Source organism: Jonesia quinghaiensis DSM 15701 (assembly GCF_000423205.1).
Lineage (GTDB): Bacteria > Actinomycetota > Actinomycetes > Actinomycetales > Cellulomonadaceae > Jonesia > Jonesia quinghaiensis.
The window spans coordinates 71571-94247 of the sequence record NZ_AUHN01000005.1; the positions used below are offsets into that span (position 1 = coordinate 71571).

The 22677-nt window shown below is 57.3% G+C and carries 20 protein-coding genes and 1 tRNA gene; 9 read left to right on the forward strand and 12 right to left on the reverse strand.

All coding sequences use genetic code 11. The annotated features are described in order from the left end of the window. Window positions 1–31 precede the first annotated feature (31 nt). Both otsB and G538_RS0103530 read right to left on the reverse strand, forming a co-directional pair. Complete coding sequence (gene otsB, locus G538_RS0103525) at window positions 32–838, reverse strand: trehalose-phosphatase (RefSeq protein WP_029068228.1); 807 nt, start codon at window positions 836–838, stop codon at window positions 32–34. Continuing rightward, window positions 835–2337 carry an alpha,alpha-trehalose-phosphate synthase (UDP-forming) gene (locus G538_RS0103530; protein WP_029068229.1) on the reverse strand — a complete coding sequence of 501 codons (1503 nt, stop codon included), beginning with the start codon at window positions 2335–2337 and terminating at the stop codon, window positions 835–837. The genes otsB and G538_RS0103530 overlap by 4 nt, the downstream gene beginning before the upstream one ends. 99 nt (window positions 2338–2436) lie before the next feature. Here G538_RS0103530 and G538_RS0103535 point away from each other — a divergent pair, with 99 nt between their 5' ends. The 3 genes from G538_RS0103535 (at window position 2437) to G538_RS0103545 (ending at window position 5633) form a co-directional block, all read left to right on the forward strand. After that, window positions 2437–4410, forward strand: a complete 1974-nt coding sequence (locus tag G538_RS0103535; RefSeq protein WP_029068230.1) for a serine/threonine-protein kinase — start codon at window positions 2437–2439, stop codon at window positions 4408–4410. 165 nt (window positions 4411–4575) lie between these two features. Then, entirely contained in the window at window positions 4576–5400 is an 825-nt protein-coding gene (locus G538_RS0103540) for a DsbA family protein (protein ID WP_029068231.1), read from the forward strand. 161 nt (window positions 5401–5561) lie between these two features. Further along, window positions 5562–5633: transfer RNA gene (locus G538_RS0103545), tRNA-Thr, on the forward strand. Window positions 5634–5721: 88 nt separating this feature from the next. On the opposite strand, the gene G538_RS0103550 is transcribed toward G538_RS0103545, so the two are convergent. Further along, window positions 5722–6555: an SGNH/GDSL hydrolase family protein gene (locus G538_RS0103550; protein ID WP_169514087.1), complete on the reverse strand. Its 834-nt coding sequence runs from the start codon at window positions 6553–6555 to the stop codon at window positions 5722–5724. 122 nt (window positions 6556–6677) lie between these two features. On the opposite strand from G538_RS0103550, the gene G538_RS14895 reads away from it, so the two are divergent. The 3 genes from G538_RS14895 to G538_RS0103565 all read left to right on the forward strand — a co-directional run bounded on the left by G538_RS14895 (window position 6678) and on the right by G538_RS0103565 (window position 9192). Then, window positions 6678–6911 (forward strand): DUF3263 domain-containing protein, encoded by a 234-nt coding sequence (locus G538_RS14895; protein ID WP_051196549.1) that lies wholly within the window; start codon window positions 6678–6680, stop codon window positions 6909–6911. 78 nt (window positions 6912–6989) lie between these two features. Further along, window positions 6990–7613 (forward strand): LytR C-terminal domain-containing protein, encoded by a 624-nt coding sequence (locus G538_RS0103560; protein WP_029068233.1) that lies wholly within the window; start codon window positions 6990–6992, stop codon window positions 7611–7613. 82 nt (window positions 7614–7695) lie between these two features. After that, the gene (locus tag G538_RS0103565) at window positions 7696–9192 is read left to right on the forward strand and encodes a phytoene desaturase family protein (RefSeq protein WP_029068234.1); all 1497 of its coding nucleotides are present in this window, start codon (window positions 7696–7698) and stop codon (window positions 9190–9192) included. 139 nt (window positions 9193–9331) lie between these two features. On the opposite strand, the gene G538_RS14900 is transcribed toward G538_RS0103565, so the two are convergent. Together G538_RS14900 and G538_RS17200 are read right to left on the reverse strand one after the other, a co-directional pair. Next, entirely contained in the window at window positions 9332–10252 is a 921-nt protein-coding gene (locus G538_RS14900) for a hypothetical protein (protein WP_051196550.1), read from the reverse strand. Then, window positions 10249–10767: a hypothetical protein gene (locus G538_RS17200; protein WP_051196551.1), complete on the reverse strand. Its 519-nt coding sequence runs from the start codon at window positions 10765–10767 to the stop codon at window positions 10249–10251. The genes G538_RS14900 and G538_RS17200 overlap by 4 nt, the downstream gene beginning before the upstream one ends. Before the next feature lie 256 nt (window positions 10768–11023). Here G538_RS17200 and G538_RS17205 point away from each other — a divergent pair, with 256 nt between their 5' ends. Both G538_RS17205 and groL read left to right on the forward strand, forming a co-directional pair. After that, complete coding sequence (locus tag G538_RS17205) at window positions 11024–11509, forward strand: GyrI-like domain-containing protein (protein WP_051196552.1); 486 nt, start codon at window positions 11024–11026, stop codon at window positions 11507–11509. A 193-nt stretch (window positions 11510–11702) separates the two neighbouring features. Then, window positions 11703–13334 (forward strand): chaperonin GroEL, encoded by a 1632-nt coding sequence (gene groL, locus G538_RS0103585; RefSeq protein ID WP_029068235.1) that lies wholly within the window; start codon window positions 11703–11705, stop codon window positions 13332–13334. Window positions 13335–13464: 130 nt separating this feature from the next. On the opposite strand, the gene G538_RS0103590 is transcribed toward groL, so the two are convergent. From G538_RS0103590 to G538_RS0103605, 4 genes are all read right to left on the reverse strand, one after another. Further along, on the reverse strand, window positions 13465–13755 hold the full coding sequence (locus G538_RS0103590) for a WXG100 family type VII secretion target (protein WP_029068236.1): 291 nt from the start codon (window positions 13753–13755) through the stop codon (window positions 13465–13467). Window positions 13756–13866: 111 nt separating this feature from the next. Then, window positions 13867–14598 (reverse strand): HD domain-containing protein, encoded by a 732-nt coding sequence (locus G538_RS0103595; RefSeq protein ID WP_029068237.1) that lies wholly within the window; start codon window positions 14596–14598, stop codon window positions 13867–13869. A 189-nt stretch (window positions 14599–14787) separates the two neighbouring features. Then, window positions 14788–16404: a sensor histidine kinase gene (locus G538_RS14915; protein ID WP_084618055.1), complete on the reverse strand. Its 1617-nt coding sequence runs from the start codon at window positions 16402–16404 to the stop codon at window positions 14788–14790. Between the two features lie 20 nt (window positions 16405–16424). Then, window positions 16425–17132: a response regulator transcription factor gene (locus tag G538_RS0103605; protein ID WP_029068238.1), complete on the reverse strand. Its 708-nt coding sequence runs from the start codon at window positions 17130–17132 to the stop codon at window positions 16425–16427. 91 nt (window positions 17133–17223) lie between these two features. Between G538_RS0103605 and G538_RS0103610 the strand changes: the two genes are divergently transcribed. Beyond that, window positions 17224–17754 carry a hypothetical protein gene (locus G538_RS0103610; RefSeq protein ID WP_029068239.1) on the forward strand — a complete coding sequence of 177 codons (531 nt, stop codon included), beginning with the start codon at window positions 17224–17226 and terminating at the stop codon, window positions 17752–17754. 91 nt (window positions 17755–17845) lie between these two features. On the opposite strand, the gene G538_RS0103615 is transcribed toward G538_RS0103610, so the two are convergent. From G538_RS0103615 to G538_RS0103625, 3 genes are read right to left on the reverse strand one after another with little or no spacing between them, the layout of a single operon-like run. Beyond that, window positions 17846–18424, reverse strand: coding sequence for an NYN domain-containing protein (locus G538_RS0103615; RefSeq protein ID WP_029068240.1), 579 nt, complete (start codon window positions 18422–18424; stop codon window positions 17846–17848). 48 nt (window positions 18425–18472) lie between these two features. Continuing rightward, a complete protein-coding gene (locus tag G538_RS0103620) occupies window positions 18473–20125 on the reverse strand; it encodes a DNA repair helicase XPB (protein ID WP_029068241.1) in 1653 nt (550 codons plus the stop codon). 35 nt (window positions 20126–20160) lie between these two features. Continuing rightward, window positions 20161–22662, reverse strand: coding sequence for a helicase-associated domain-containing protein (locus G538_RS0103625; RefSeq protein ID WP_029068242.1), 2502 nt, complete (start codon window positions 22660–22662; stop codon window positions 20161–20163). Window positions 22663–22677: the final 15 nt, after the last annotated feature.

Below are 22677 nucleotides of genomic sequence, written 5' to 3' on the forward strand. Positions count from 1 at the left end.
AGGCATGCAGCCTGTGCCGCATGCCACATCGTCAGCGGTTCGGGTTCACTCTATCAGCAATGTGCTGGAGGAGGAATGCTACGGCCTGGGGTGATTCCACTCGGTAGTCAGCAGCGGTATCGCCTGTGCCTACCTTTACAGAGACATCAGGAGCCGATTGGGTGGCAAATACTGTTTCGTCGGTGACATCGTCTCCGAGGTACAGCACCGCCGCCGCACTTAACTCGTTGCGCAATGCAACAACGGCCTCTCCCTTTGTCACTGACAGGACAGACACTTCAACGACGTTGTGGCCCTTCATGGCATGAAGGCGGGCGTCGCTGGCGTAGTTGCGCAGCGCATCATTGATGCGCTGCGCTTCATGGGCGTCAGCCAAGCGAGTGTGTAAGACGATGGCTGTTGGTTTGTGTTCAATCCATGCGCCACGTGTTGTCGCAGCAAGAGCTTCCGCGAAGTCTTCCAGTGCCTCAAGGCGAGCTTGAGCTTCAGGGGCGAGACTGGAATCGTCGTGTTCAAGTTCCCCTGCAGTGGTGACGTGGCCGCGTTGAGCCCCGTGCGTGCCGATCAGAGTGGTTCCAGCCCCGGGCTGCCCCAACCGGTACAGGTCAGCGATAGTTCGCCCTGACACAAGCGCCACTGTGATGTGTGGGGCAGCGCCGATGCGTGACAGTGCTTGGGCACTGGGTTCCAGCATGCGCGATGCTTCAGGGTCGTCAACCAGCGGTGCGAGGACCCCATCAAAGTCTGACGCGACAATGAGGGGGCCGTCGCTGGCAAGAAACGCATCGAGAGCCGATGCGAGGTCTGGGTGGAGTGCAGCGTCAGTACTTTGGGTCATACGGAGGCTCCAACTGGGCGTGCGACGGGTTCAACGGGTTCTGCAGCTGAGCTAATGGAGGGCGCATATGAGCCGTTTGTTTCGTTGCGTTGGCCCATCTCGTCAAGCGAAGCGATGAACGCTTGCGCCCACTTATTGACATCGTCTTGCATCACCTTGCGGCGTAGTCGACGCATGCGGCGGCGTGCTTCAGCAGCCGGCATGTTGGCAGCATCAACAATTGCTTGTTTTAAGCCGGCGATGTCGTGTGGATTCACCATGATTGCCCCGCCAAGTTCGTCAGCCGCACCGGTGAATTCGGACAGGACTAGTGCCCCACCGAGGTCGTAGCGTGCCGCAACGTACTCTTTTGCCACGAGGTTCATGCCATCACGCAGTGACGTGACGAGCATGACGTCAGCGGCTAGGTACAGCGCAGCCATTTCCTCTTGAGGGTAGGAGTGGTGCAAATAGTGGATGGTGGAGTGGCCGATTTCGCCGTATTCACCGTTGATACGACCCACCAGAATTTCAACTTGTTGGCGTAGATCCTGGTACGCAGTCACGTTTTCGCGGCTGGGGCTGGCCACTTGAATGAGGGTGGTGCTGGCGGCGTCAACCCGACCATCTTCCAGGAGTTCGCCGTAAGCCTTGATGCGGTGGCGGATGCCCTTGGTGTAGTCAAGACGATCGACGCCCAGCATGATGACGTCAGGATCACCGAGGTCAGCACGGATTTCTTCCGCGCGCTTTTTGACTTCTTCGCTGTGTGCCAGCCGACTGAACGATTGCGAGTCAATCGAAATAGGGAAAGCTGCGGCCTTGACGAGACGCCGGGTCCCGTTGTGGGCGTGAACGGAGAAAATATTGCTGCGTGGCTTCACAGCGGTGAGGCGGCGCACGCAGTTCATGAAGTTTGTTGCGTCAGAGCGGCGCTGGAATCCCACAACATCCGCGCCGAGGAGTCCATCAATGACCTGGCGGCGCCATGGCAGTTGTTGGAACAGCTCAAACGGCGGGAATGGAATGTGATGAAAATAACCCACCTTGACGTCTGGTCGTAGTTGGCGAATCATCGCAGGCACAAGTTGCAGTTGGTAGTCGTGAATCCAGATGGTTGCGCCTTCGGCGGCCTGCTCAACAGCAGCCTGTGCGAAGCGTTCGTTAACCGTCTCATACACGTCGAACCATGCACGATGATATGCCGGTGGAGTGATCACATCGTGGTACAGCGGCCAGAGGGTATCGTTCGAAAATCCCTCGTAGTATTCCGAGATTTCTTCAGCGCTTAACGGCACAGGAACAAGGAAAGTGCCATCTGCATCGAATGGTTCAGGGGCAAAATCGGGGGCTCCACTCCAGCCCACCCACGCGCCTTCGGCGCCTTTCATCACAGGGTCTAAAGCGGTGACCAAACCGCCGGGTGACCGTGTCCAAGAAATCTCGCCAGAGGCATCTTCTTGCATGTCCACGGGCAGGCGGTTCGAAACAACGACAAAGTCAAATCCAGCTTTACTCATGCTTTACCAACTCCTATATCCACATGTACTGTACCGAGATCGCAGTATTTTCGCTTGGTGAGCAGGGAAATTTCACACATGAGCGCATAACGTTAAGGCATGGAGCGAATCGGACTGGAACCTGGCACCCAAATCGGTGGTTACACCATTGTGAACCCACTGGGGGCTGGTGCAATGGGCGTGGTGTACCGCGCAGTAGACGGAGGTGGGACGCCCGTAGCGTTCAAACTACTGCGGACAGACCAGCTTGCCAAGGACGAGTTACGGCAACGAGTAGCGCGAGAAGCTGCGTCTCTGCGAAAAGTAAAGCACCCAGCGGTTGCGGCGATGCTGGATGTCGAGATGGACGAAGATGAAATGTTCATCGTCTACGAGCTTATTGACGGGCCAACTCTCGATAGCTACGTCGCAGATCACGGCCCTCTTCGCTCCCAAGAACTCCACGAAACCGCAGAACGCCTTTACGATGCGCTCAATGCTGTGCACGAGGCTGGTGTCATTCACCGAGACATGAAACCCAACAACATCATCATGTCCCACGATGGCCCAGTACTTATCGACTTCGGACTGGCACACGGGCTTGAGGATCACCGACTCACCCGCACAGGGCTCGTCATGGGAACCCCGGGATACCTTGCCCCTGAGTTGGTAAATGGCCATTCGCCCTCCGCCAACAGCGACCTGTGGGGATGGGGAGCGGTTCTCGCCTTCGCTGCTACAGGTCGCCTACCTTTTGGTGAAGGATCCTTTCAAAGTGTCATCGCTAGGGCAATGGCTGGCAAAGCAGACGTCAACGGCCTGGATAAACGCATCGCGTGGGCACTGCGCGGGGCGCTTGCAGTGTCCCCCGAACATCGGTGGGCACCAGATGAAGTCCTTGACGAACTGGAAAGCGCAGCAACCACCCCACCAGACGAGTACTTCACAGAGCCTGACCCTGACGTCAACGCCACAGAGGTGCTAGATCAGCAGCAGTTGGCCGCATTTGCTGCGGGACCAACCGGCTTCACTCAACCTGCCCCGCGGCGAGGGAGCGCATCGTCAGCTACCTCCCCTATGGGTACTGATGAAACCCAAATAATTGGTCCAGGGGACAACGGCGGTAACACTCAAATTCTGTCTCCCCAGGAATACGGCGAAGCCACCGAGGTGATGGACGCATACCAAACCAACGACGGTGGCACGCGAACTTTCACCACTCCGTTTCCTGTGCAAGAGACAGCTAACGAACCCCAGCATCCCTCCTACCCGCCTCCCTCACACCAGCCACAACCCTGGCCAGATGCGGGTCAACGCACAGAGGTAATCCCGCAAACTCCTGCACCGCAGGCTGACCCATATGCTCCACCACCACCATCGTTTGCACCCAGTTCAGATTCGCCGCCTAGTGCACCAGGCCAAGGGTTTCCGCAGGCATACGGCACCAATGACGCACCATTCGCGCCGCCTCCGCAACCAGAAATGTATAACCGCCCGCGCCTTGCGCCACGCCCTGGGGTGACCATCGCGATTTCACTGGCATTCTTAGCTTGGGGAGTAATCAACCCTGGTTGGACCGCAGTGATCTGGATTCTTGCCCTCATTGTGATGCGCACTGCGGGCGTGTGTTGGGACTCATTCCACGCCCGACGAGAAGCGAGAGGCGCGACCCGTCACGAAAAAGCAGTACTGATTGGTAAATCTCCAATCCTCGTGCTGCGCTCATTACTGGGACTAATCCCAAACCTGGCTGTCGCGTTGAGCTGTGTGCTGGTGTTCGGTGGGGGACTGTGGTGGTTCATTGATACAGCAATGATCGTTGTTGGGTCAGGCGGTGAACAACCACAGTGGGTGTACCAAGCCGTTATCGCAGTGGCTGTAGCAATTGCCCTCGCCATGAGTTGGTGGGGGCCGGTGTCTCGACTAACTCGCCAAGGCCAACGAGAGATCCTCAAAGCGCTCATTCCACAGCAGTTCGGTACCGTGGTTTTTGTTCTTATCGCCCTGACAATCATTGGTTTCGCAGCCATAGTGATGGCTTCTGGAGCGGGTATTGACTGGGCGCCGTTACCCGAACCGCCAAGTTTTGGCTGACGTATTCAGTCAGATGTGGGTAGATCTTCAGTGAACCTCCAGAAAATCCCATTACGATTACCGGCATCTGCGGGTTGTCACTCACTACGCTCTGTGGGGACAATGGCCGCACACCACTCAGTCACACTGCATGCGCCGCGTAGTGTCCGAACCGAAAGCTGACCGATGTCATCACCCAACCCACCAGCAAAAAGTACTGACCGCCGTGAAGAGGCACGTCAGCGTGCTATGAAAATCCAGCAAGAACAAGAAGCGAGAGAGCGCCGGTCCCGACTCATCGTTTTGATTTCGGTTATTTTGGGTGTTGGTCTTGTCGTCGGTATCGGCTACTGGATCCTCTCCCAACAACAAAGTGACGTTGCGAACGTGACCGAGTTCCCCGATGACGTTGCTGTGCCCAGCGTGGCAAGCCCAGAAGACGGGGCAATCACCGTGTTCAACGGGGAACTCACCTCTGAAACCCCCGCGGGTGTGCCCGTCGTTGACGTCTACCTTGACTTCATGTGCACCCACTGTGCTGATTTCGAAATGACCAACGGTGAATGGATGAAGGAAGCAGCAAACTCCGGCGAGTTCGCGATGCGCCTGCACCCCATTGCGATCCTCGGTTCGCAATATTCAGAGACTATTGGAAGCGCCTTCTTTTACATTGCGGAGAACTCCCCAGAGCACGCACTGGACTTTGCCTACCAAGCGTTCGCGAACTACTCCCAAACTGGTCAATCCGATGACCAACTCCGTGCACATGCAGAAACTGTAGGTGTTCCGCAGGAACACATCGACAAGATGCTTGATGGTGACTACGTCCGATTCATCAAGGCAGCGTCATCGATCACGTTGTCTGATGAATCATTGAGAAATGCTGATGGTGGCTTCGGCACGCCAGCAGTCTTCATCAACGACGAATACTCCACGGTGAACTGGACTGACCCGAACCTGCTGCGTGAGGCTATTTCTTCCGCAGAACCCGTGGGTGGAGCGGCAGAATAAGTTGACCAGTGAAGCCTGCCTTGGCTTGTTGCTGTCAGGAACAAACCAAGGCAGGTTTCCGCGGAATCGGTGTGCAATACTCCAGTGAGAAGCAGCCGATTTTTCACGGCAGCGTTCTCTCGTGTACGATGAATCTCGCGTTCTTCCACACGGAAACGCGTGCCGCTTTAGCTCAGTGGTAGAGCACTCGCCTTGTAAGCGAGCGGTCGTCGGTTCAAATCCGACAAGCGGCTCAGTAAAGGCCCCACAGCATGCTGTGGGGCCTTTTTGTTCTTCGTTGCGGTGGCTCCCCTGGCTGTGTGAGGGGAAGAGCCGCTTGTGCTACTCGATTGTTTCTAACGTGGGGTACTTGGCTACACGTTGGTCACCTGTAGAGGTTCCGGTAAGGCGCCGTTTGATCCACGGCCCCACATGTTCGCGGGCCCACAGAATATTTTCTCGTGCCCGGTCACGTGGCTGCACAGGGACACGTGGACCAAGAGGTTCAGCAAAACGAGGGTTTTCTGGTCGCAGTCCCAACCCAACTAACGCCATGTCAGCTACACGCTGGTGGCCTTGTGTTGTCAGGTGAATACGGTCTTCAGCCCAAAAACGGGGGTCTGAGATTGTGCGGTTGCCCCACATGTCCATGACGTAGGCGCCGCGACGTTGAGCGATAGACCAAATGTGGGAGTTGAACACAGCAGTGCGAGAGCGCGTGAACGCTAAGGAGCCGCGGCCACCAAAATCTCCACCCGTGGCCAGAAGCACATCGGCTCCTGTGGCGCGAGCTCTAACGACTGCTTTGTCGAGGCGAGCGGCAATACGATCAACATCAACGGCAGGGCGCAAAATGTCGTTGCCTCCACCGATGATGGAGATGAGTTGAGGTTTCATGGACAGTGCTTCAGGCAGTTGCTCGTCAATGATGGGGCCAATGAGCCGCCCTCGGATAGCGAGGTTGGCATACGACATCGGTGTTTCGCCAGCAGCGATGCGCCGGGTGGACATCGTGAGTGCGAGGAGGTCAGCCCATCCTCGGCAGATGTCTGGGTTCTGTGGGGCGATGTCCCACAGGCCTTCACTAAAAGAGTCGCCGATGGCGACATACGATTCCCAACGAGGGAGTGGATCAGACGATGGTTTTGAGGTGTTCAGGGTCTCTGCGGCAGTCACGTGCCCTATTCTTGCCCTTCTTGGTCAAGATATCCACCACCTTTGTCACAGAGCGCGAAGTGGCTTTGTGCCCGCGAGATAATGGAGGGCAAGGCTGGTAACCATGACAGAACAGGATCACAATGCACGATGCCAATGACCGCCCTGGGCAGTTGAGTGAGCGTGAGATGCGCATCCTCGACTTTGAAGCACGGCCGTGGCGCCGTGCTGCAGCAAAAGAAGAAGCAATCGCCCAGGAATTTGGTCTATCGGTCACTGCGTATTACCAAGTGCTGACGCATTTACTGCGTAACCCGCAAGCAGCCCAGTATGCCCCAATGACGGTACGTCGACTGCTATCTATAGCGGGGGCGTAGTGATGGGGCGGGGTCCTTCTACACGCCGAACGGCTCACAATTACTTGTCATCCGTGGCTGAACAGATAGTCTAGGCAGGTGAGTAAGCGAGGATCCAACTACCCCCGAGACGAATTCGACCCCGTCCCCAACGGGGCCGTTCACCCGGGCGTACACCGCACCCCACGGTCGCCGTGGCAAAAACTGTGGCCGTTCCTTCTTACCGTGGTGCTGTGCGCCGCGCTGGGTGTAGGTGCGATTTATTTCTTCACTCAGAACCCAAACTCACGGGTAACTGAGGCTCTCTCTGAGGCTGCTAGTAGTAGTACAGCCGATGAAGAACCAGCAGAGGAAGAGCCGGCTGACGAAGAACCAGCAGAAGAAGAGCCGGCCGATGAGGAACCTGCTGACGAAGAACCAGCAGAAGAAGAGCCCGCCGAGGAGGAACCTGCTGCTGAAGTAGATCGTTCAGTTTCCATTCGCGTGCTTAATGCCGGCGCAGTTGCTGGGCAGGCAGGCGAATTTGCCAGCAAGTTGCAAAACGATGGTTTCACCAGTGTGGAAGCAGCCAACTTCGAAGGTGACCCACCCACCGGATCGTTGATCTACTACCTTGGTGCGGACAACCTTGCGAACGCTGAACGCGTTGGTGAAGTCCTTGGCATCACGAACTTGCAAGAGGTTGAAGCGCTACGCGCCGACATCTCGGTAGTGATTCGCTAGCCTCTGTCATCAAACAGGTGCCACACGCAGGTTCCTGACATACTCGGGGTAAACCGCCCAAAGCTTCTAGAAGTGGTATGACGTGACAGCTGAATTCGATGCAGTGATTGTTGGCAGTGGCCCAAACGGACTTGCCGCAGCGATTATCCTCGCCCGTGCCGGGCTACGAGTAGCAGTCCTTGAGGAACAGCCAACACTTGGTGGCGGGGCCCGAACAGCTGACCTCAACTTAGGCTTCGGGACCAAGCACGACATCTGCTCGGCAGTGCACCCGATGGCTGTGGCCTCACCATTTTTTGCCGAGTTCGATCTCGCTGCTCGCGGAGTGGACCTCCTTGAACCAGATGTGCAATACGCTCAGCCGCTCGATCATGGCCCCGCGGCAGTGGCCTACCGCAGCATCCAACGGACCGCCCACGAGTTGGGCGATGACGGCCAAGCATGGTTGAACCTGCTGGGGCCGTTGGCTCGCCGGCCAGACGGTGTCATCGCTGCAGCGCTCAGCGACAAACGCAGTATCACCCCAGCCATGCTCAAAAACATTGTGGGGGCAGGCGCTTTTGGAATCTCAGTTCTGGAACAAGGAACCCGTCTGTGGGGCGCACGATTCACCGGTGACGCCGCACCAGCATTGCTGACCGGGGTCGCAGCACACGCAATATCCCCCTTGCCCTCCCTCGCAGGCGCAGGGACGGCACTTATGCTGGGCTCGCTAGCTCACTCACACGGGTGGCCAATCCCGCGCGGCGGCTCCCAAAGCATTATTGATGCAATGGTCGCCGACCTCATCGCTCACGGCGGCGTTGTCGTCCCCAATACGCCTGTGCGCACGCAACACGATCTTCCCCCCGCCCGCGCATACCTCTTTGACACCACCCCCCGTGCGGCGCTGACCATTTTGGGGCAACGCATCCCTGAGAAATTGCAACGAGCGCTCCAGAAATTCCGCTACGGCAACGCAGCCGCAAAAGTTGACTTTGTCATCAGCGACCCAGTGCCATGGCGTGACCCGCGGATGCGTGGGGCAGGGACCATCCACGTCGGAGGGACGCGCGCGGATATGGTTGCCGCTGAACGCCTCGTCGCGAAGGGAGTCTTCTCTCAAGAACCAGCTACGCTGGTCAGCGACCCGACCGTCGTCGATGAGACGCGCATCGTGTCAGGGAAACGCCCCTTGTGGGCGTATGCTCACGTGCCCGCTGGGTCGCAGGAAGACCCCACTGAGGTGGTAACACGTCAGATTGAACGCTTTGCGCCAGGCTTCCGCGACACCATTGTTGCTTCCCAGGCGGTTCCTGCTCACCGGATGAGTGAGCACAATGCGAACTACATTGATGGAGATATCGCCAGCGGCGCTGCCACCCTGTGGCAGATGTTTGCCCGGCCAACTCTAGCCGCTGACCCATACTCATTGGGTGTGCCCGGTGCATACCTGTGTTCAGCATCCACCCCACCCGGTCCAGGGGTGCACGGGCTCAGTGGTATGTATGCGGCTGAGCGAGTGTTAAAGAACGTGTTTGGTGTTAAACGCCGCCCTTCTCTTGCTCCTGACCACCGTGGAACCATTACCGGCGCATAAGTTCAGCACCACTTAGTGCGACACAACACGACGCGGATGAGAATTGAGAAAACTAGCGCTGTGGGGTGCGGAACTATCAGGCATATAGGTGTGGGGGGCTGCCCAGTAAGCAGCCCCCCACACCGATGAATACGCCATGCTATTTACCGGATTCAACCTCAACAGGTTCAACCGTAGGCGTATTTGGTGACACTGCGTTTGCGGTATTCCCGGTGCGGTGGCGAATCTTTCCCCAGAGCAATGCAACACCAGTGGCGATGCGTTCGAGGGGGAAGAACGCCAACCAACACACCACTGTGGGGAGGAAGTGAATACCAAGAGCGAGGTAGGTCGCTAAGTGGAAAACGAAGAACAAAGAGATGAATGCGTATTGCCATTTGCCACGCAACCAGAAGACAGCAATGGACAGAATCTCAATAATGTACAGCCCCCACTGCGCGGTCTTCAGCAACCACGGGTAGGCCAGTGTCCAGGTCACCAGTTCGCTACCACGGCGCATGAACGCCCAGGTAAATACTGAACTGTTCGGCCAGGCGATAAAGGAGTACCCATTTGACGCGATTTTTGCGAACACTGAGCCAAAATAGGTCACCACTGTGGCGAATTGGGTGATCCGCAGCGCCCACCCCGCTGCTTCGGACACTCGAAGGTCACGGAAACCTGCTCGCCCAACTGTGGGCAATACCCAGGTGGTGACCATCAGGGCCATGTGGTCGTGGGAGACGTAGGAGAATCCTTGAGAGTTTTCCATCCAGGCAAGAAAGAGGATGGCCACGGCCCACCCAGAGGTGCGTGAAAAGAAACCGGATGCCGCAACGATGCAGCTCACCACGAGCGCCCATTGCATGATGATGGCGCCAAGAACAGTGGGTTCTGGGAAGGGGAGCCAGCGGCCTATCCACAGAGGGTCATAAAACTCGGGGGCGTATCCGTGTGGGATGACGTCGTTGGTCAACGTAAAAATATCCCAGATGATGAAGCTGTAAATAATGACGCGGAAGACCGCAACGCGAGCCAACGGTACCGGAGCGAACGCCCATCGGAGGAACTTTTTTATCATGATGCGTCTCCTGAGCCTGATCCATATGTGCCCTGAACGGTCCAGGTTGTTAATTCTTCGACGTCGACTTGGCCAGTGGGTACGCCATTTTCGACATAACTTGTTGTGCGTTCAAGTCGTAGTTCGATAAAAGCTGGGCGGTGCGGGTGGAGCCCACCCCAGGCGCGTGCTATTCCTTCAAGCATGGAGGGGTCAGCGAGAATACGGTCGAGTTGACCTTCGATTTCAGCGCGCCCGATGCCCACACCTTGTTGGTTCAGAGGGACACGTATTTCGTCACCTGTTTGTGTGGTGGCCATGATTCGTACCGCTCTTGTGGGAGAGTCCAAGGGGCGGCCGTAGGAGTATTGAGAGAGGGACCCTAATGGGAACCAGTCATTTGTTGGATTGATTTGGGCGATAGTGAGGATAGTGAGTGCGATTGCGGTAGCAAGGAGCCTCGTGACCTTGTGATGTCGGGCCAGAGTTAGTGGCCTATCAGGGTCCTGAGGTTGCGCGGGAATGTTCTCAGACACCAGAACATGTTAATCACCTCATTGTTTTGATTCATCATCCTATGGGTGGATATTCTGAGGTGTGATAATTGACTCTTTGCAGGTCAGCGGCATGGTGATGTTATGGTTACGCGTTTTCCTGCCGAGAGATCTATCAGAGGAGTTCTCTTAGCCTTCAGTGCGCTCCGTGGCAACTATCAGCAGTGCCGTCTACAGTGCTTAACAAGAAGGTTCCAAACGCGGATTGCCGTGTCAACGCACGTGAGGAGAGGTGAACATGGCCGAGTACCGTATGGGCTCAGCCTTCAACGAACCACGTGTAGCGATGCGCCGCCCACAGCCGGTATCGCTCATTCGCGAAACGATGAACCCCGCCAATGTTCCTGCTTTTTATGCTGTGGCGTTCCCCGAGCTTGCTGCGTGGCTCAATGAACATCGCATTGCGGTCTCTGGTCCACCGCTGACTCTCTCGCATGTTGCGTCACCTCAGTTAGTGGAGGCTGCCGTTGCCTACCCGGTCGCGCAGGTTGTCCCAACAAGCCGACGCATCACAAACGGCACGCTGCCGGGCGGGCCTATCGCGTCCATGACAGTAAGCGGTAGTCACGCGCTACTCCCCGAGGGGTTTCAGCGACTGCGTGCTTGGCTGGGGGAGAACGGGTACGCACCAGGGCTTATTACGTGGACAAATCTCGTGCGCCCACCAGACCCAACGGGCGATCAATCGGCGTGCATCACAGAGATCTGTTGGCCCATAGCGTAAGTCTCGATCTTGCACTCTCCCAGTGAGAGTGCCAATATGGAATTAGCACTCTCCCCGTGAGAGTGATAACAGACTTCGGCTGACCGATGAGGTCCGCAGGCGTGCCAGTGACGTGAACTGACACCACCAGCGGGCCGTCCGTCGCGGGCATCGCCAGCCACTACACACGCCACTAGCGGAGGAAGATTCCACCATGGCAAAGCTCATTGCTTTCAATGAGGAAGCCCGTCGCGGTATGGAGCGCGGACTCAACATCCTCGCCGACACCGTGAAGGTCACTCTTGGTCCTAAGGGCCGTAACGTCGTCCTCGACAAAAAGTGGGGCGCACCGACCATCACCAACGATGGTGTGTCCATCGCTAAAGAAATCGAGCTGGAGGAGCCTTTCGAAAAGATCGGCGCCGAGCTCGTCAAGGAAGTTGCCAAGAAGACAGACGACGTTGCTGGTGACGGAACCACCACAGCCACAGTTCTGGCTCAGGCACTGGTTCGTGAAGGACTGCGCAACGTTGCCGCAGGCTCGAACCCCATTGCTCTTAAGCGTGGTATCGAGAAGGCTGTTGAAGCCGTCACCGCCGAGCTGCTCACTGCAGCAAAAGAGATCGAAACCAAAGAAGAGATCGCTGCAACAGCTGCGATCTCAGCTGGTGACCCAGCAATTGGTGAACTGATCGCTGAAGCTCTCGACAAGGTGGGCAAAGAAGGCGTCATCACCGTCGAAGAGTCCAACACATTTGGCCTCGAGCTTGAGTTGACCGAGGGTATGCGCTTCGACAAGGGCTTCCTCGCACGCTACTTCGAGACAGACCCAGAGCGCCAGGAAGCAATCCTCGAGGACCCATACGTTCTCTTGGTTGAGTCTAAGATCTCCAACGTCAAGGACCTCCTGCCACTTCTGGACCAGATCATGAAGCAGGGACGTTCACTGCTCATCATCGCCGAGGACGTTGAGGGCGAAGCACTCGCAACTCTCGTACTCAACAAGATCCGTGGCACCTTCAAGTCCGTTGCTGTGAAGGCTCCTGGCTTCGGAGACCGCCGCAAGGCTATCCTGCAGGACATCGCTATCCTCACCGGTGGCCAGGTTATCTCTGAGACCGTTGGCCTCAAGCTGGAGACCGCAACCCTTGACCTACTCGGTCAGGCACGCAAGGTTGTTGTCACCAAAGACGAGACCACCATCGTTGAAGGCTCCGGAGACCAGGACCAGATCCAGGGACGCGTCAAGCAGATCCGTGCCGAGATCGAAAAGTCTGACTCCGACTACGACCGTGAGAAGCTCCAAGAGCGCCTCGCAAAGCTCGCCGGTGGTGTAGCAGTCATCAAGGCTGGTGCCGCAACGGAAGTTGAGCTCAAGGAGCGCAAGCACCGCATTGAGGACGCAGTCCGCAACGCAAAGGCTGCTGTTGAAGAGGGCATCGTCGCCGGTGGTGGCGTTGCACTGATTCAGGCTGGTAAGGCTGCTTTCGACACTGCCGCACTGACAGACCTCGAAGGTGATGAAGCAACAGGTGCAGCTATCGTGCGCTCAGCAATCGATGCTCCACTCAAGCAAATCGCTGTCAACGCTGGCCTTGAAGGCGGAGTTGTTGCAGAGAAGGTTCGCAACCTGCCAGCAGGTCAGGGCCTTAACGCTGCAACAGGCGTGTACGAGGACCTCCTTGCTGCTGGAGTGAACGACCCAGTAAAGGTCACCCGTTCCGCACTGCAGAACGCAGCTTCGATCGCTGCACTGTTCCTCACCACTGAGGCAGTTGTTGCAGACAAGCCAGAGAAGACCCCAGCCATGCCTGAAGGCGCTGGCATGGGCGACATGGGCTTCTGATCTAGACCGTGACGCGTCACAGGTGATGATGCAGTTACCAGTGACACTGTGACACATAAGGGCCGCTCCAGAGATTCCTCTCTGGGGCGGCCCTTAACTATGTTCACCGTGGCAACGTGGCCACGGTGAATTACATGCGGAAAGTGTTCCGAATGTTCTGCTCGGCTTCGAGGTACACCTCAGCAGAACGGCCAAGCGAACTACCAATGGATTCCAGCACCACTTCAACCTGTTCCTGGGTGGAGTGCCACTGGGCGGAGGCTGCCTGGAACTCTGCAGAGGCTTCACCCTGCCACGTAGCTCCAAGGTCTTGAAGGTGCACCATCATGGCACGAACCTCAGCACGGATTGATGAGATGGACCGCGTAACGTTGCTTGACGCGGTCGTGACGGCCTGGGTGTCGACGGAAAACGATGACATGCTGCCTCTTAACGTGAGAGTGACTGGTGACATCACTGACGTTAGATGGCATCTGTACTAGACCCACCTGACCCGATGCGAGGGCTGTGAGTAGTTCCAGCGAATGAGCGATTAAGAGGCGCTGTGGACAACCTGTTGCGACGCCTCATCAAGTTTTTTCAACTCTTTGTTAAGCCGAGCGCGTTCCGCAATGAGATTCTGGCGTGCTGCCTCTTCCCACCCTTGAGCACCAGCGGTGGTGAACAACTGGGAGCGGTCCAACAGTCGAGAAACGATCCGCAACCGAGCCTTCACAAAATCAACGACTGGTATGTGGGAGTATTCCTCGCGAATCGCGGCAATGTATTGCTTGTAACGCTGTGGGTCGGACTTGAGAACAGCTAGGTCAGCATCGCACAGCACAGCACAATCAGAACCTGCACCGGCAGCCTTGTGGCGAACCAACGTGGTGATGAGGCGTGAAACTCGTTCAGCATTTTCCGTCGGAATGCCCAGTGCGGTGAGTTGATTTCGCGCTAGAGCGCCGCTGGCAACTTCGTCTTCCCCAGCCTCATTGGCGTATGCCTTCAGGGTGTCAGAGGAGAAAACCGCTCCGTGATACCACGCGGCGAGGCGCACGAGGTCTGGTTCTTGGGCTTCGGAAGCAAGTTCGTCTACGTGGGACAGGACATCAACCAGGTGTTTAACACCGTGGTAGCAACGATCTTCCTGATTCCACCGGTCAATAAGGTCCCGGCAGGTTGCGATCAGCTCGGCTTCGTTCGCGGTGGCGCCAGCTGCATGACAGCTGCGTAACCACGAGGAAAGGAGCCACTGAGGAACCTCAGTAGTCTCGGTAAACATGACTACCCTCTGCATTAGGTGAGACGCTATGGGGCCGCAACTGCCACGGGTGCGGCGGTTACGAGGTCAGTGGTGCGGGGAACCAGTGCTGCGCTACCGCAGCGGTATGATCCGGTGCATCAGCCTGACCTAAAGAGTCATAGTAGTCCTGTTCTATGACAAAAGGCAGGGCGTAGGGTGTACGAGCGATCACAGTTCTGTTGCAGTCTCGTCACCCGGCGATGAGGTGTCTGGCGCGGCAGGAAGTTCGATGCGTACGGTGAGCCCACCACCCTCAGTGTCAGATACCTGCGTTGTGCCGCCATGAGCAGCCACAATGGCAGAGACAATCGCTAGTCCCAGCCCGGAACCTCCAAGATCACGGGTGCGAGAGGTGTCGACGCGATAGAAACGTTCAAAGATCCGCTCCTTGTGTTCTTCCCCGATACCGGGACCGTGATCACGGAACTCAACGGTGACTGTGTCATTGTCAGGACCTGGTGTTCGGCCAAGGGCGATTTCTACCGCACTTCCCTCGGGGGTGTAGCGCACCGCGTTGCCCATGAGGTTAGCCAAGACTTGACGGAGTCGATCGTCATCCCCGATCACGAAAGCATTGTGGGGTACTCCAGTGTTTTTCGCTGTATCGAGGGCGACGAGACGAACGGGACGTTGAGGGTCAAGAGCGTGGAGGTCAGAGATAGCGTCCATCGCCAGTACCGCCATGTCAACGGGTTCTTTGCGGAGTTGGCGTCCTTCATCGAGGCGTGCTAAATGGAGCAGGTCTTCTACGAGTGAACCCATGCGTGTGGCTGAATCTTCGATTCTGCGCATGGTGTCATCCAAGGCATCAGGGCACGTCAAGGCGCCCATCCGGTACAGCTCGCCGTACCCACGGATTGTCGCTAGTGGTGTGCGCAACTCATGGGAAGCATCGGACACAAAGCGACGCATTTTCGCTTCGGAGGCTTCTTGGACTGCGAACGCGCGTTCGATGGTGGCAAGCATTGTGTTGAGGGATTTTGCTAGTGAGCCAACCTCGGTTGTTGTTGGCCCCTGTCTGATACGGCGTGACAGGTCGCCTTCAGCGATAGCCGCGGCGGTACGTTCAATACCGGCAAGAGGACGCAACGATCTACGGACAGCTAACGAGCCAATGGCCCCACCTATGGCGATGATGGAAAACCCTGTCAGCATGAGGATTCGTTGAATCTGCCCAACCATTTCCTCGGTTTCGGTGAGGGGCAGAGCAACGTAGATGTCGATCGGGCCAACATTGGAGTTAAACCGTTGAATGAGCACCCGCCAGTTGGTGGTGTTCATAACTGCATCCGTAGTGAATGCGTCGTCGTAGGGCAACTGTGATTCTGTGCTGTCTAGGGACAACTGCTGGCTGAGGTCGGGGTAACCTAACGCGGCTGCTGTTTCGGGCTGAATCCATTCCTTGAACAGCCCGGTGTCTGTACCCACTGCTAGGTAGTAGTCGCTTGGCAGGATTGATGTGCCTGACTGGTCGGAAATGATTTGGCTGGCAATGTTGGAATAGGTGGTTTTCAGATCATCATCGATCTCGCGAATGAGGTAGCTGCGCACGATCGTGGTGGTGAGGAACGTCGCAGAAAACAGCCCCGCAGCCAAAATGAGCATGACTAGCCCAGTGAGACGCGACGTCAACGAACGGCGTTCAAACCAGGCTCGAACGGCACCAACCTCAGCAGCGTCCACCTGCTGGGGTGCGCCTTGATTGCCATCAGCTGGTGCTGGGGTGTAGTCGCCGTGTGGAGGTGTGTTTGGGGGAGGTGGCACCGGAGGGAGAGGAGCTGACATGGGGGTGGGGCTCCTGATGTTTAGCGCGATTGCCGGAGCATGTACCCGACGCCGCGTTTGGTGTGGATCAAGGGTTGAACAGGGTTGCCATCAGGCAGGGTGACAGTGTCAATTTTGCGCCGCAAATAGGAGATGTAGGACTCAACAATGTTGGCGTCCCCGCCCCAGTCGTAGTCCCACACGTGGTCGAGGATCTGGGTTTTGGATAGCACTCGTCCAGAGTTCAACATCAGGTAACGAAGGAGTTTAAATTCTGTGGGGGAGAGGTCGACAACAACCCCAGCGCGCCGTACCTCGTGGGAGTCTTCATCCATTTCGAGGTCTGCGTAGGTAAGAACCGCCTCGTTCTCTTCGACGTGTTGGGTGCGGCGCAAGATCGCCCGAATGCGCGCCACCACTTCTTCGAGGCTAAATGGCTTGGTCACGTAGTCATCGCCGCCTACGGTTAAACCAGTAACTTTGTCCTGGGTGTCGTCTTTGGCGGTAAGGAAGAGTACGGGGGAGTGCACTCCCTTTTCTCGTAGCCGCCGCGTGACCTCGAACCCGTCAAGGTCAGGCATCATAACGTCAAGGACAACGAGGTCGGGGGAGGTGTCAGTAATGAGTTGGATGGCGCTGAGTCCATCCGCGGCAGCGAAAACCTCAAACCCCGCAAAGCGCAGCGAAGTCGCGAGGAGTTCACGGATGTTTGGCTCGTCATCGACAACTACCAGGCGCGCTTCAGTCATGACTCCAGCATGCTACGTCTTGCTGGATATCGCCTGAGAATGACCTGAGTGGCGTCTTGGTTGGGTGAGAAGCGGAGGTTAGGGTGACACTATGAAAAGGCGCTTATCCACACCCTATGGCCGTGCTGCCATGGTGTTACTTATTCTCCTCATTGGGGTTTTAGGGTTTTATATTGGCCGTGCATTAATGGTCCCGGTGCCGGTCACAGATGCCGAAGCTCGCGCCAAGGTGACAGAAATCAGTGCCAGCACCTATTCCACCCCAGAGGAACTCTGTGAACATGCACTATTTGATCAAAAATGCGCCCAAGACTCTGAAAGAGAAAAAAATTTCCAGCCACCGACTGACATCACCATTGTCTGTACGTGGCCAATGGGAGGTGGGGGAGGGTCTCGCGTCGTAGAAGTGGAAAGCGTCACCGATGACGGCCAACCATACCGGTCAAGTGTCATCGTCAGCCGTGACTTCAACACCCTCTCCGTGTGGTCATTGCCGTACTGGGATGACATGTCGATTCGCCCGGTACCGGACCACACCAAACAAGACCCACCCGAACAGTTCCCCGCCGAAGTCTCATCAAAAGTCGCCTATGACCCGTGTGACATCGACCCAACACCATAAAGCCTCCTTGCAGAAGCACGGAGGGCGGCCCTCCCACACGGGGAGAGCCGCCCTCAGCACGCAATCGCTAACTGTGAAACAGTGCCACGCCTTAAATAAAACGCTCCGGTGTGAAGTCTTCGATCGGGATGATCCGCACACGTGGCAGTAGCGTATTAAACGCACCTACCGTGTCTTCGAGGTCGTAAAACGTCAGGCCCTTTTCCTCAAGGTGAGCCATTTGCCCGTTAACAAACTCACGGAAACACAACAACCCAACTTTGCGGGTGCCATCGAGTAGCGCTTCAATCTGGGGAATGAAGTCACCATCATGGCTCGCGAGAAGCACATCGCCATCACGCTCGCGGATCGCTTCCAAGGTGCGTTGGATACCAATGTCCACAACCTTCTCGTGGCTGGCGCCAGCAAGAGGGATGGGGCGGTAGTCCATGGCCAGCAGTGCCTGCACAAACGGCATCGGCATTTGACCAGAGGACGCATTAAGGAAGAACAACGAGGTGACAGGTTTGCCCCACAGTTCGCGGGCGAATTCATTGATACGGTCCCAGCGGGGACGTTCATCGGGATTAGGTCGGTGTCCTAGGACATTCATGCCTAGAGTGGCGTCGATGTTTTCTCCGTCAACGAGGAGATACGTCGGGCGCCCACCAGTATTCATTTCGCTTGACATACAACGAGTCTACGGTGAATTTCCCGCGTGTGGCCGCTGATACCAACGTTAGAGGTCTTCAGCGTCCACGATGGAGTACGCATACCCTTGCTCGGCAAGGAAACGCTGCCGATGCGCCGCGAACTCTTGATCCACCGTGTCCCGTGCCACGATGGTGTAGAAATGCGCGGACCGGGCATCACGCTTGGGGCGCATGACCCGCCCAAGGCGCTGCGCTTCTTCCTGGCGAGACCCAAAGGACCCGGACACCTGAATAGCGATGGTGGCCTCGGGCAAGTCGATGGAGAAGTTCGCGACCTTGGACACCACGAGGGTGGATACCTCACCGCTACGGAACGCATCGAACAGGCGCTGCCGTTCTTTCACCGGCGTTTTGCCGGTGATCAGTGGTGCATCAACAGTGTTGGCGATTTCTTCAAGCTGTTCCAAGTACTGGCCAATAACCAACGTGGGTTCACCAGCGTGCCGGTCAAGCAACTGACGCACAATAGCTGTCTTCCGCGGCGCACTAGCCGCCAAACGGTACTTGTCTTCACGTTCCGCCACCGCATACACCAACCGGTCAGCGTCAGACAGCGTGAAACGGATCTCCGTGCAATCAGCTGGCGCAATATACCCTTGCGCTTCGATGTCTTTCCACGGGGCATCAAACCGTTTAGGGCCAATGAGCGAAAACACTTCATCTTCTCGGCCATCTTCACGCACCAGCGTTGCCGTTAAGCCCAACCTGCGGCGTGCTTGAAGGTTCGCGGTCATCCGGAAAATAGGGGCAGGCAACAGGTGGACTTCGTCATAAATGATGAGCCCCCAGTCGCGGGCGTCCAACAACTCCAAGTGCGTGTACGTGCCACCCCGGCGCGCTGTGAGCACCTGGTATGTGGCAATGGTGACTGGGCGGACATCCTTACGGGTCCCTGAATATTCGCCAATCTCGTCGTCGCTCAGAGACGTTCGCCGCAGCAACTCATCACGCCACTGGCGGGCAGACACCGTATTCGTCACCAAAATCAGTGTTGTCGCCGACACCTGGGCCATCGACGCGGCACCCACGATCGTTTTCCCCGCACCACACGGCAACACCACAACACCCGAACCGCCAGCAGTGAAACTATCCACCGCGTGAGACTGATAAGGGCGCAACGACCACGCAGTCCCAGCAGCCGGGTCAATCTCCCGCAACGCAATGGCGTGCGCTTCACCATCCACATAGCCTGCCCTGTCCTCAGCGGGCCACCCCAACTTCATCAACGCTTGTTTGAGGTTGCCCCGCTCAGAAGGGTGCACAATGACGGTGTCCTCATCCACACGCGCCCCCACCAAACCTGCTGTGCGTTTTGACGCCAATACTTCCGCAAGAACCGCTGGGTCATGAGCAATCAACACCAGCCCATGCACAGGGTGTTGAGCCAAGGTGAGGCGCCCATACCGGGCCATCGTCTCCGCAATATCGACAAGTAACGTGTGCGGGACAGGGAAACGCGAATACTCAATAAGAACGTTCACCGCCGATTCCGCGTCCATGCCCGCAGCCCGGGCATTCCACAACCCCAACGGTGTTAACCGGTACGTGTGAACATGCTCAGGGGCACGCTCTAACTCAGCAAACGGAGCAATAGCTCGCCGGGCATCCTCAGCCTGCGGATGACCCACCTCCAACAAGATGGACTTATCACTCTGGACGATCAACGGTCCGTTTGGCATGGGCCTCTTTCTGGCGTGGGGGTGGTAAAAGGAAGTTACAGCGAAGCTGAAGGGGGTGCAGCAGGAAGCTCACCAGATTCCTGCACATGCACGATGCGGTGCACCGCAATCGTCAAGTCAACGTCGCGCCGGGTATCACGGCCACGAAGCCGCCCACCATCAAGGGTCAACGGCACAATCGTGCGAGTAGTTATGGTTCCGCGAGAATCCACGATATCGATATCCACAACAGCGTTGGCATCAATCGCCGCACGTAGCCGCACTAGATGCGCTGAACCAGCCTCATTCAGGCGGTGCGGTTGCGCTGACGTGCCACCGCTCCCCTCAACCTGCTCGCCACCCGGCCAGCGGGAACCTGGCACCACAGAACCGTCAACAACGACGTGGCCGTGCACACCATCACCATTACCTGGATGGCCCTCACGGTCATCACCAACCGACGCGGCACGCACCACCCGAGCCAAATCCAACAAACCCTCCGAGGGGTGCAACGGCACAAAAGCAGCCTCTGGAACGTCCTGACACCGGCGCGGTTCAACCGCCATACCAGGAGTACCACCAGGCGAAGAAGCCCGCACCGGGCGCACCGGAATGAAACGCCGACGCCCAGCATCCTGCGCCAACACAATCGCACCCGTGGAATCCTCCACCACCACACCAAACCCGGCATCTTTCAACGTCTGAGTAACCTGAGATACCGAAGCAGAAGACGCCACCACCCGCGGCGCCAACTCAAACAACCCAAGCCCCCGCGTTGCAGAATGCGCCAAAGCCGCCGCAGCCGTCGCATCGTCAGCGAAACGCACATAACTTGACGCCCCACCAACCCGCACCGCACCATGCGTGCGAGCAGTATCAGCAACCAAATACTTCAACGGCTGCGGGACACCAGTGATGCTCAACTGCTCCAACTCACCCAGCAATTCATCACTAGACATACCGCGATCAAAAGCACGAGCAACCGACGCCGCAGTGAAACGCCCCGTCACCGCACCCCCATGAGACTCAATATCAGCGCTCGCAGCAAGCAAATCATCGAGGCGGGTACTAGGACGGCCCGGGACTAACACCGTGAGGTCACCTTGAATGATGCAGGTATCCACTGGTTCAGGTAGCGCAGCCTCAAGAGCTTCGCGTGGCCCCACTGTCAGCAAGCCTGGCAGCACAGTCTCCGCCGCGCACAACCCTAGTTGCGTTGCTTCCATGACGATGCCTGCCACAGCTTCTGATGGGACGGTGCGGCGGGGAGAGCACCATGTCAGAGCCGCGGTGAGGTCATGGTGGCCGCCACGTTGTTCGAAGGGTGGGGCAAGAACGGCGAGGATCTGCTCTTTGAGGTGTGGGATCCACGGTTGGTGGTGCGCTGGGTCCAGGACACCACGCACACTGCCATCGTCGTTAAGGCAGGACCACGGGGTCCGGGAGGAGCCCAACCACCACTGCACTAAGTGTTCCCACCGTTGTGCTGGTGGCAGGTCAAGCCAGGTGCAGGCCATGAGGGTGGGGACAAAATCATGGGGGGCATCGTCGTCTTGACGGACTAATCGCGCTGCGACACTGAACTCGACAAGTAATGCCGCTGTTGATGCGGGGATGCTGAGTTCTTCGGTGATTCGACGCAGTTCGCGGGCCGCTAGTGTTCCGGCTCGTACTGCGGTGCCGGGGGTGGTAGCCCATAGGGAGAGGAGCTCTTCGGTGAGGCGCAGCGTGGACAGTGCTTGTGCGCTACACGCTGAGGCGATGGAGTGTGAATCCTGGGTCATCGTGTGCGCCGCGGATTCGGGAGAAAATGCTTGCTTCTGGTGGGTTGCGCTGGGGTAGTTGCTCAGACCGCGGTGGGTACGGTGCCCGCGCAGGGCAAACGCTAGCTCACGGTCAAGGACAACCCGGCCAGGTTCAGTCAAGGTGAGAATCCCAGAGGTGACCATGTCCTGCAATGCCTGATGGGTCACTGTTGATGCCCGGGTCATGAGGTCGTGGGGGACCTTTGCTAGGGGTGGTCCCCAAATAAGTTGCTCAAGTATCCGTTCGGCTACGAGGCGGCGTTCGGGTGTCAGCCCTTGAAGAATGTGGGCCACACCTTCGGGGCTCGGGGTGAAGGGAAGTGGGTTCTCCCTTGTGATGACTGGCCCAAAACCGGCTGGGAGGGGCCCTAAAGCATCGACCACGCCTGGGGAAAGGGTGAGTCCTTCGTGGCCCCAGTGGGCGAGGAACAGGGCGGTAAGTCGATCAGTGATCTCTTCGACGGTGATGCTTCGGTGGGGGCCTTGAACTGAGGTGCAGTCTACGGCGCGGGTGAGGGAATCAATGTCCCGGGTGAGGTCAAGTGACTGTAGGACCGCTAAAGCGTCGAGGACTTCAAGTTCGGGGGTGGTTACGGTGGACAGAGCCCGGCGCACACTGACGGGATTTGTGATGCGCGCGGCTAAGGACATGAGGTTCCCGGGGGAGGGGCTAGCAACATCTGGGCGGGCAGCAAAAAGGCGCGCGAGTGCAGACTCGTCTGACTCCCCAAGTACATCGACAAAACTCACCATCGCTTCTACTGTACA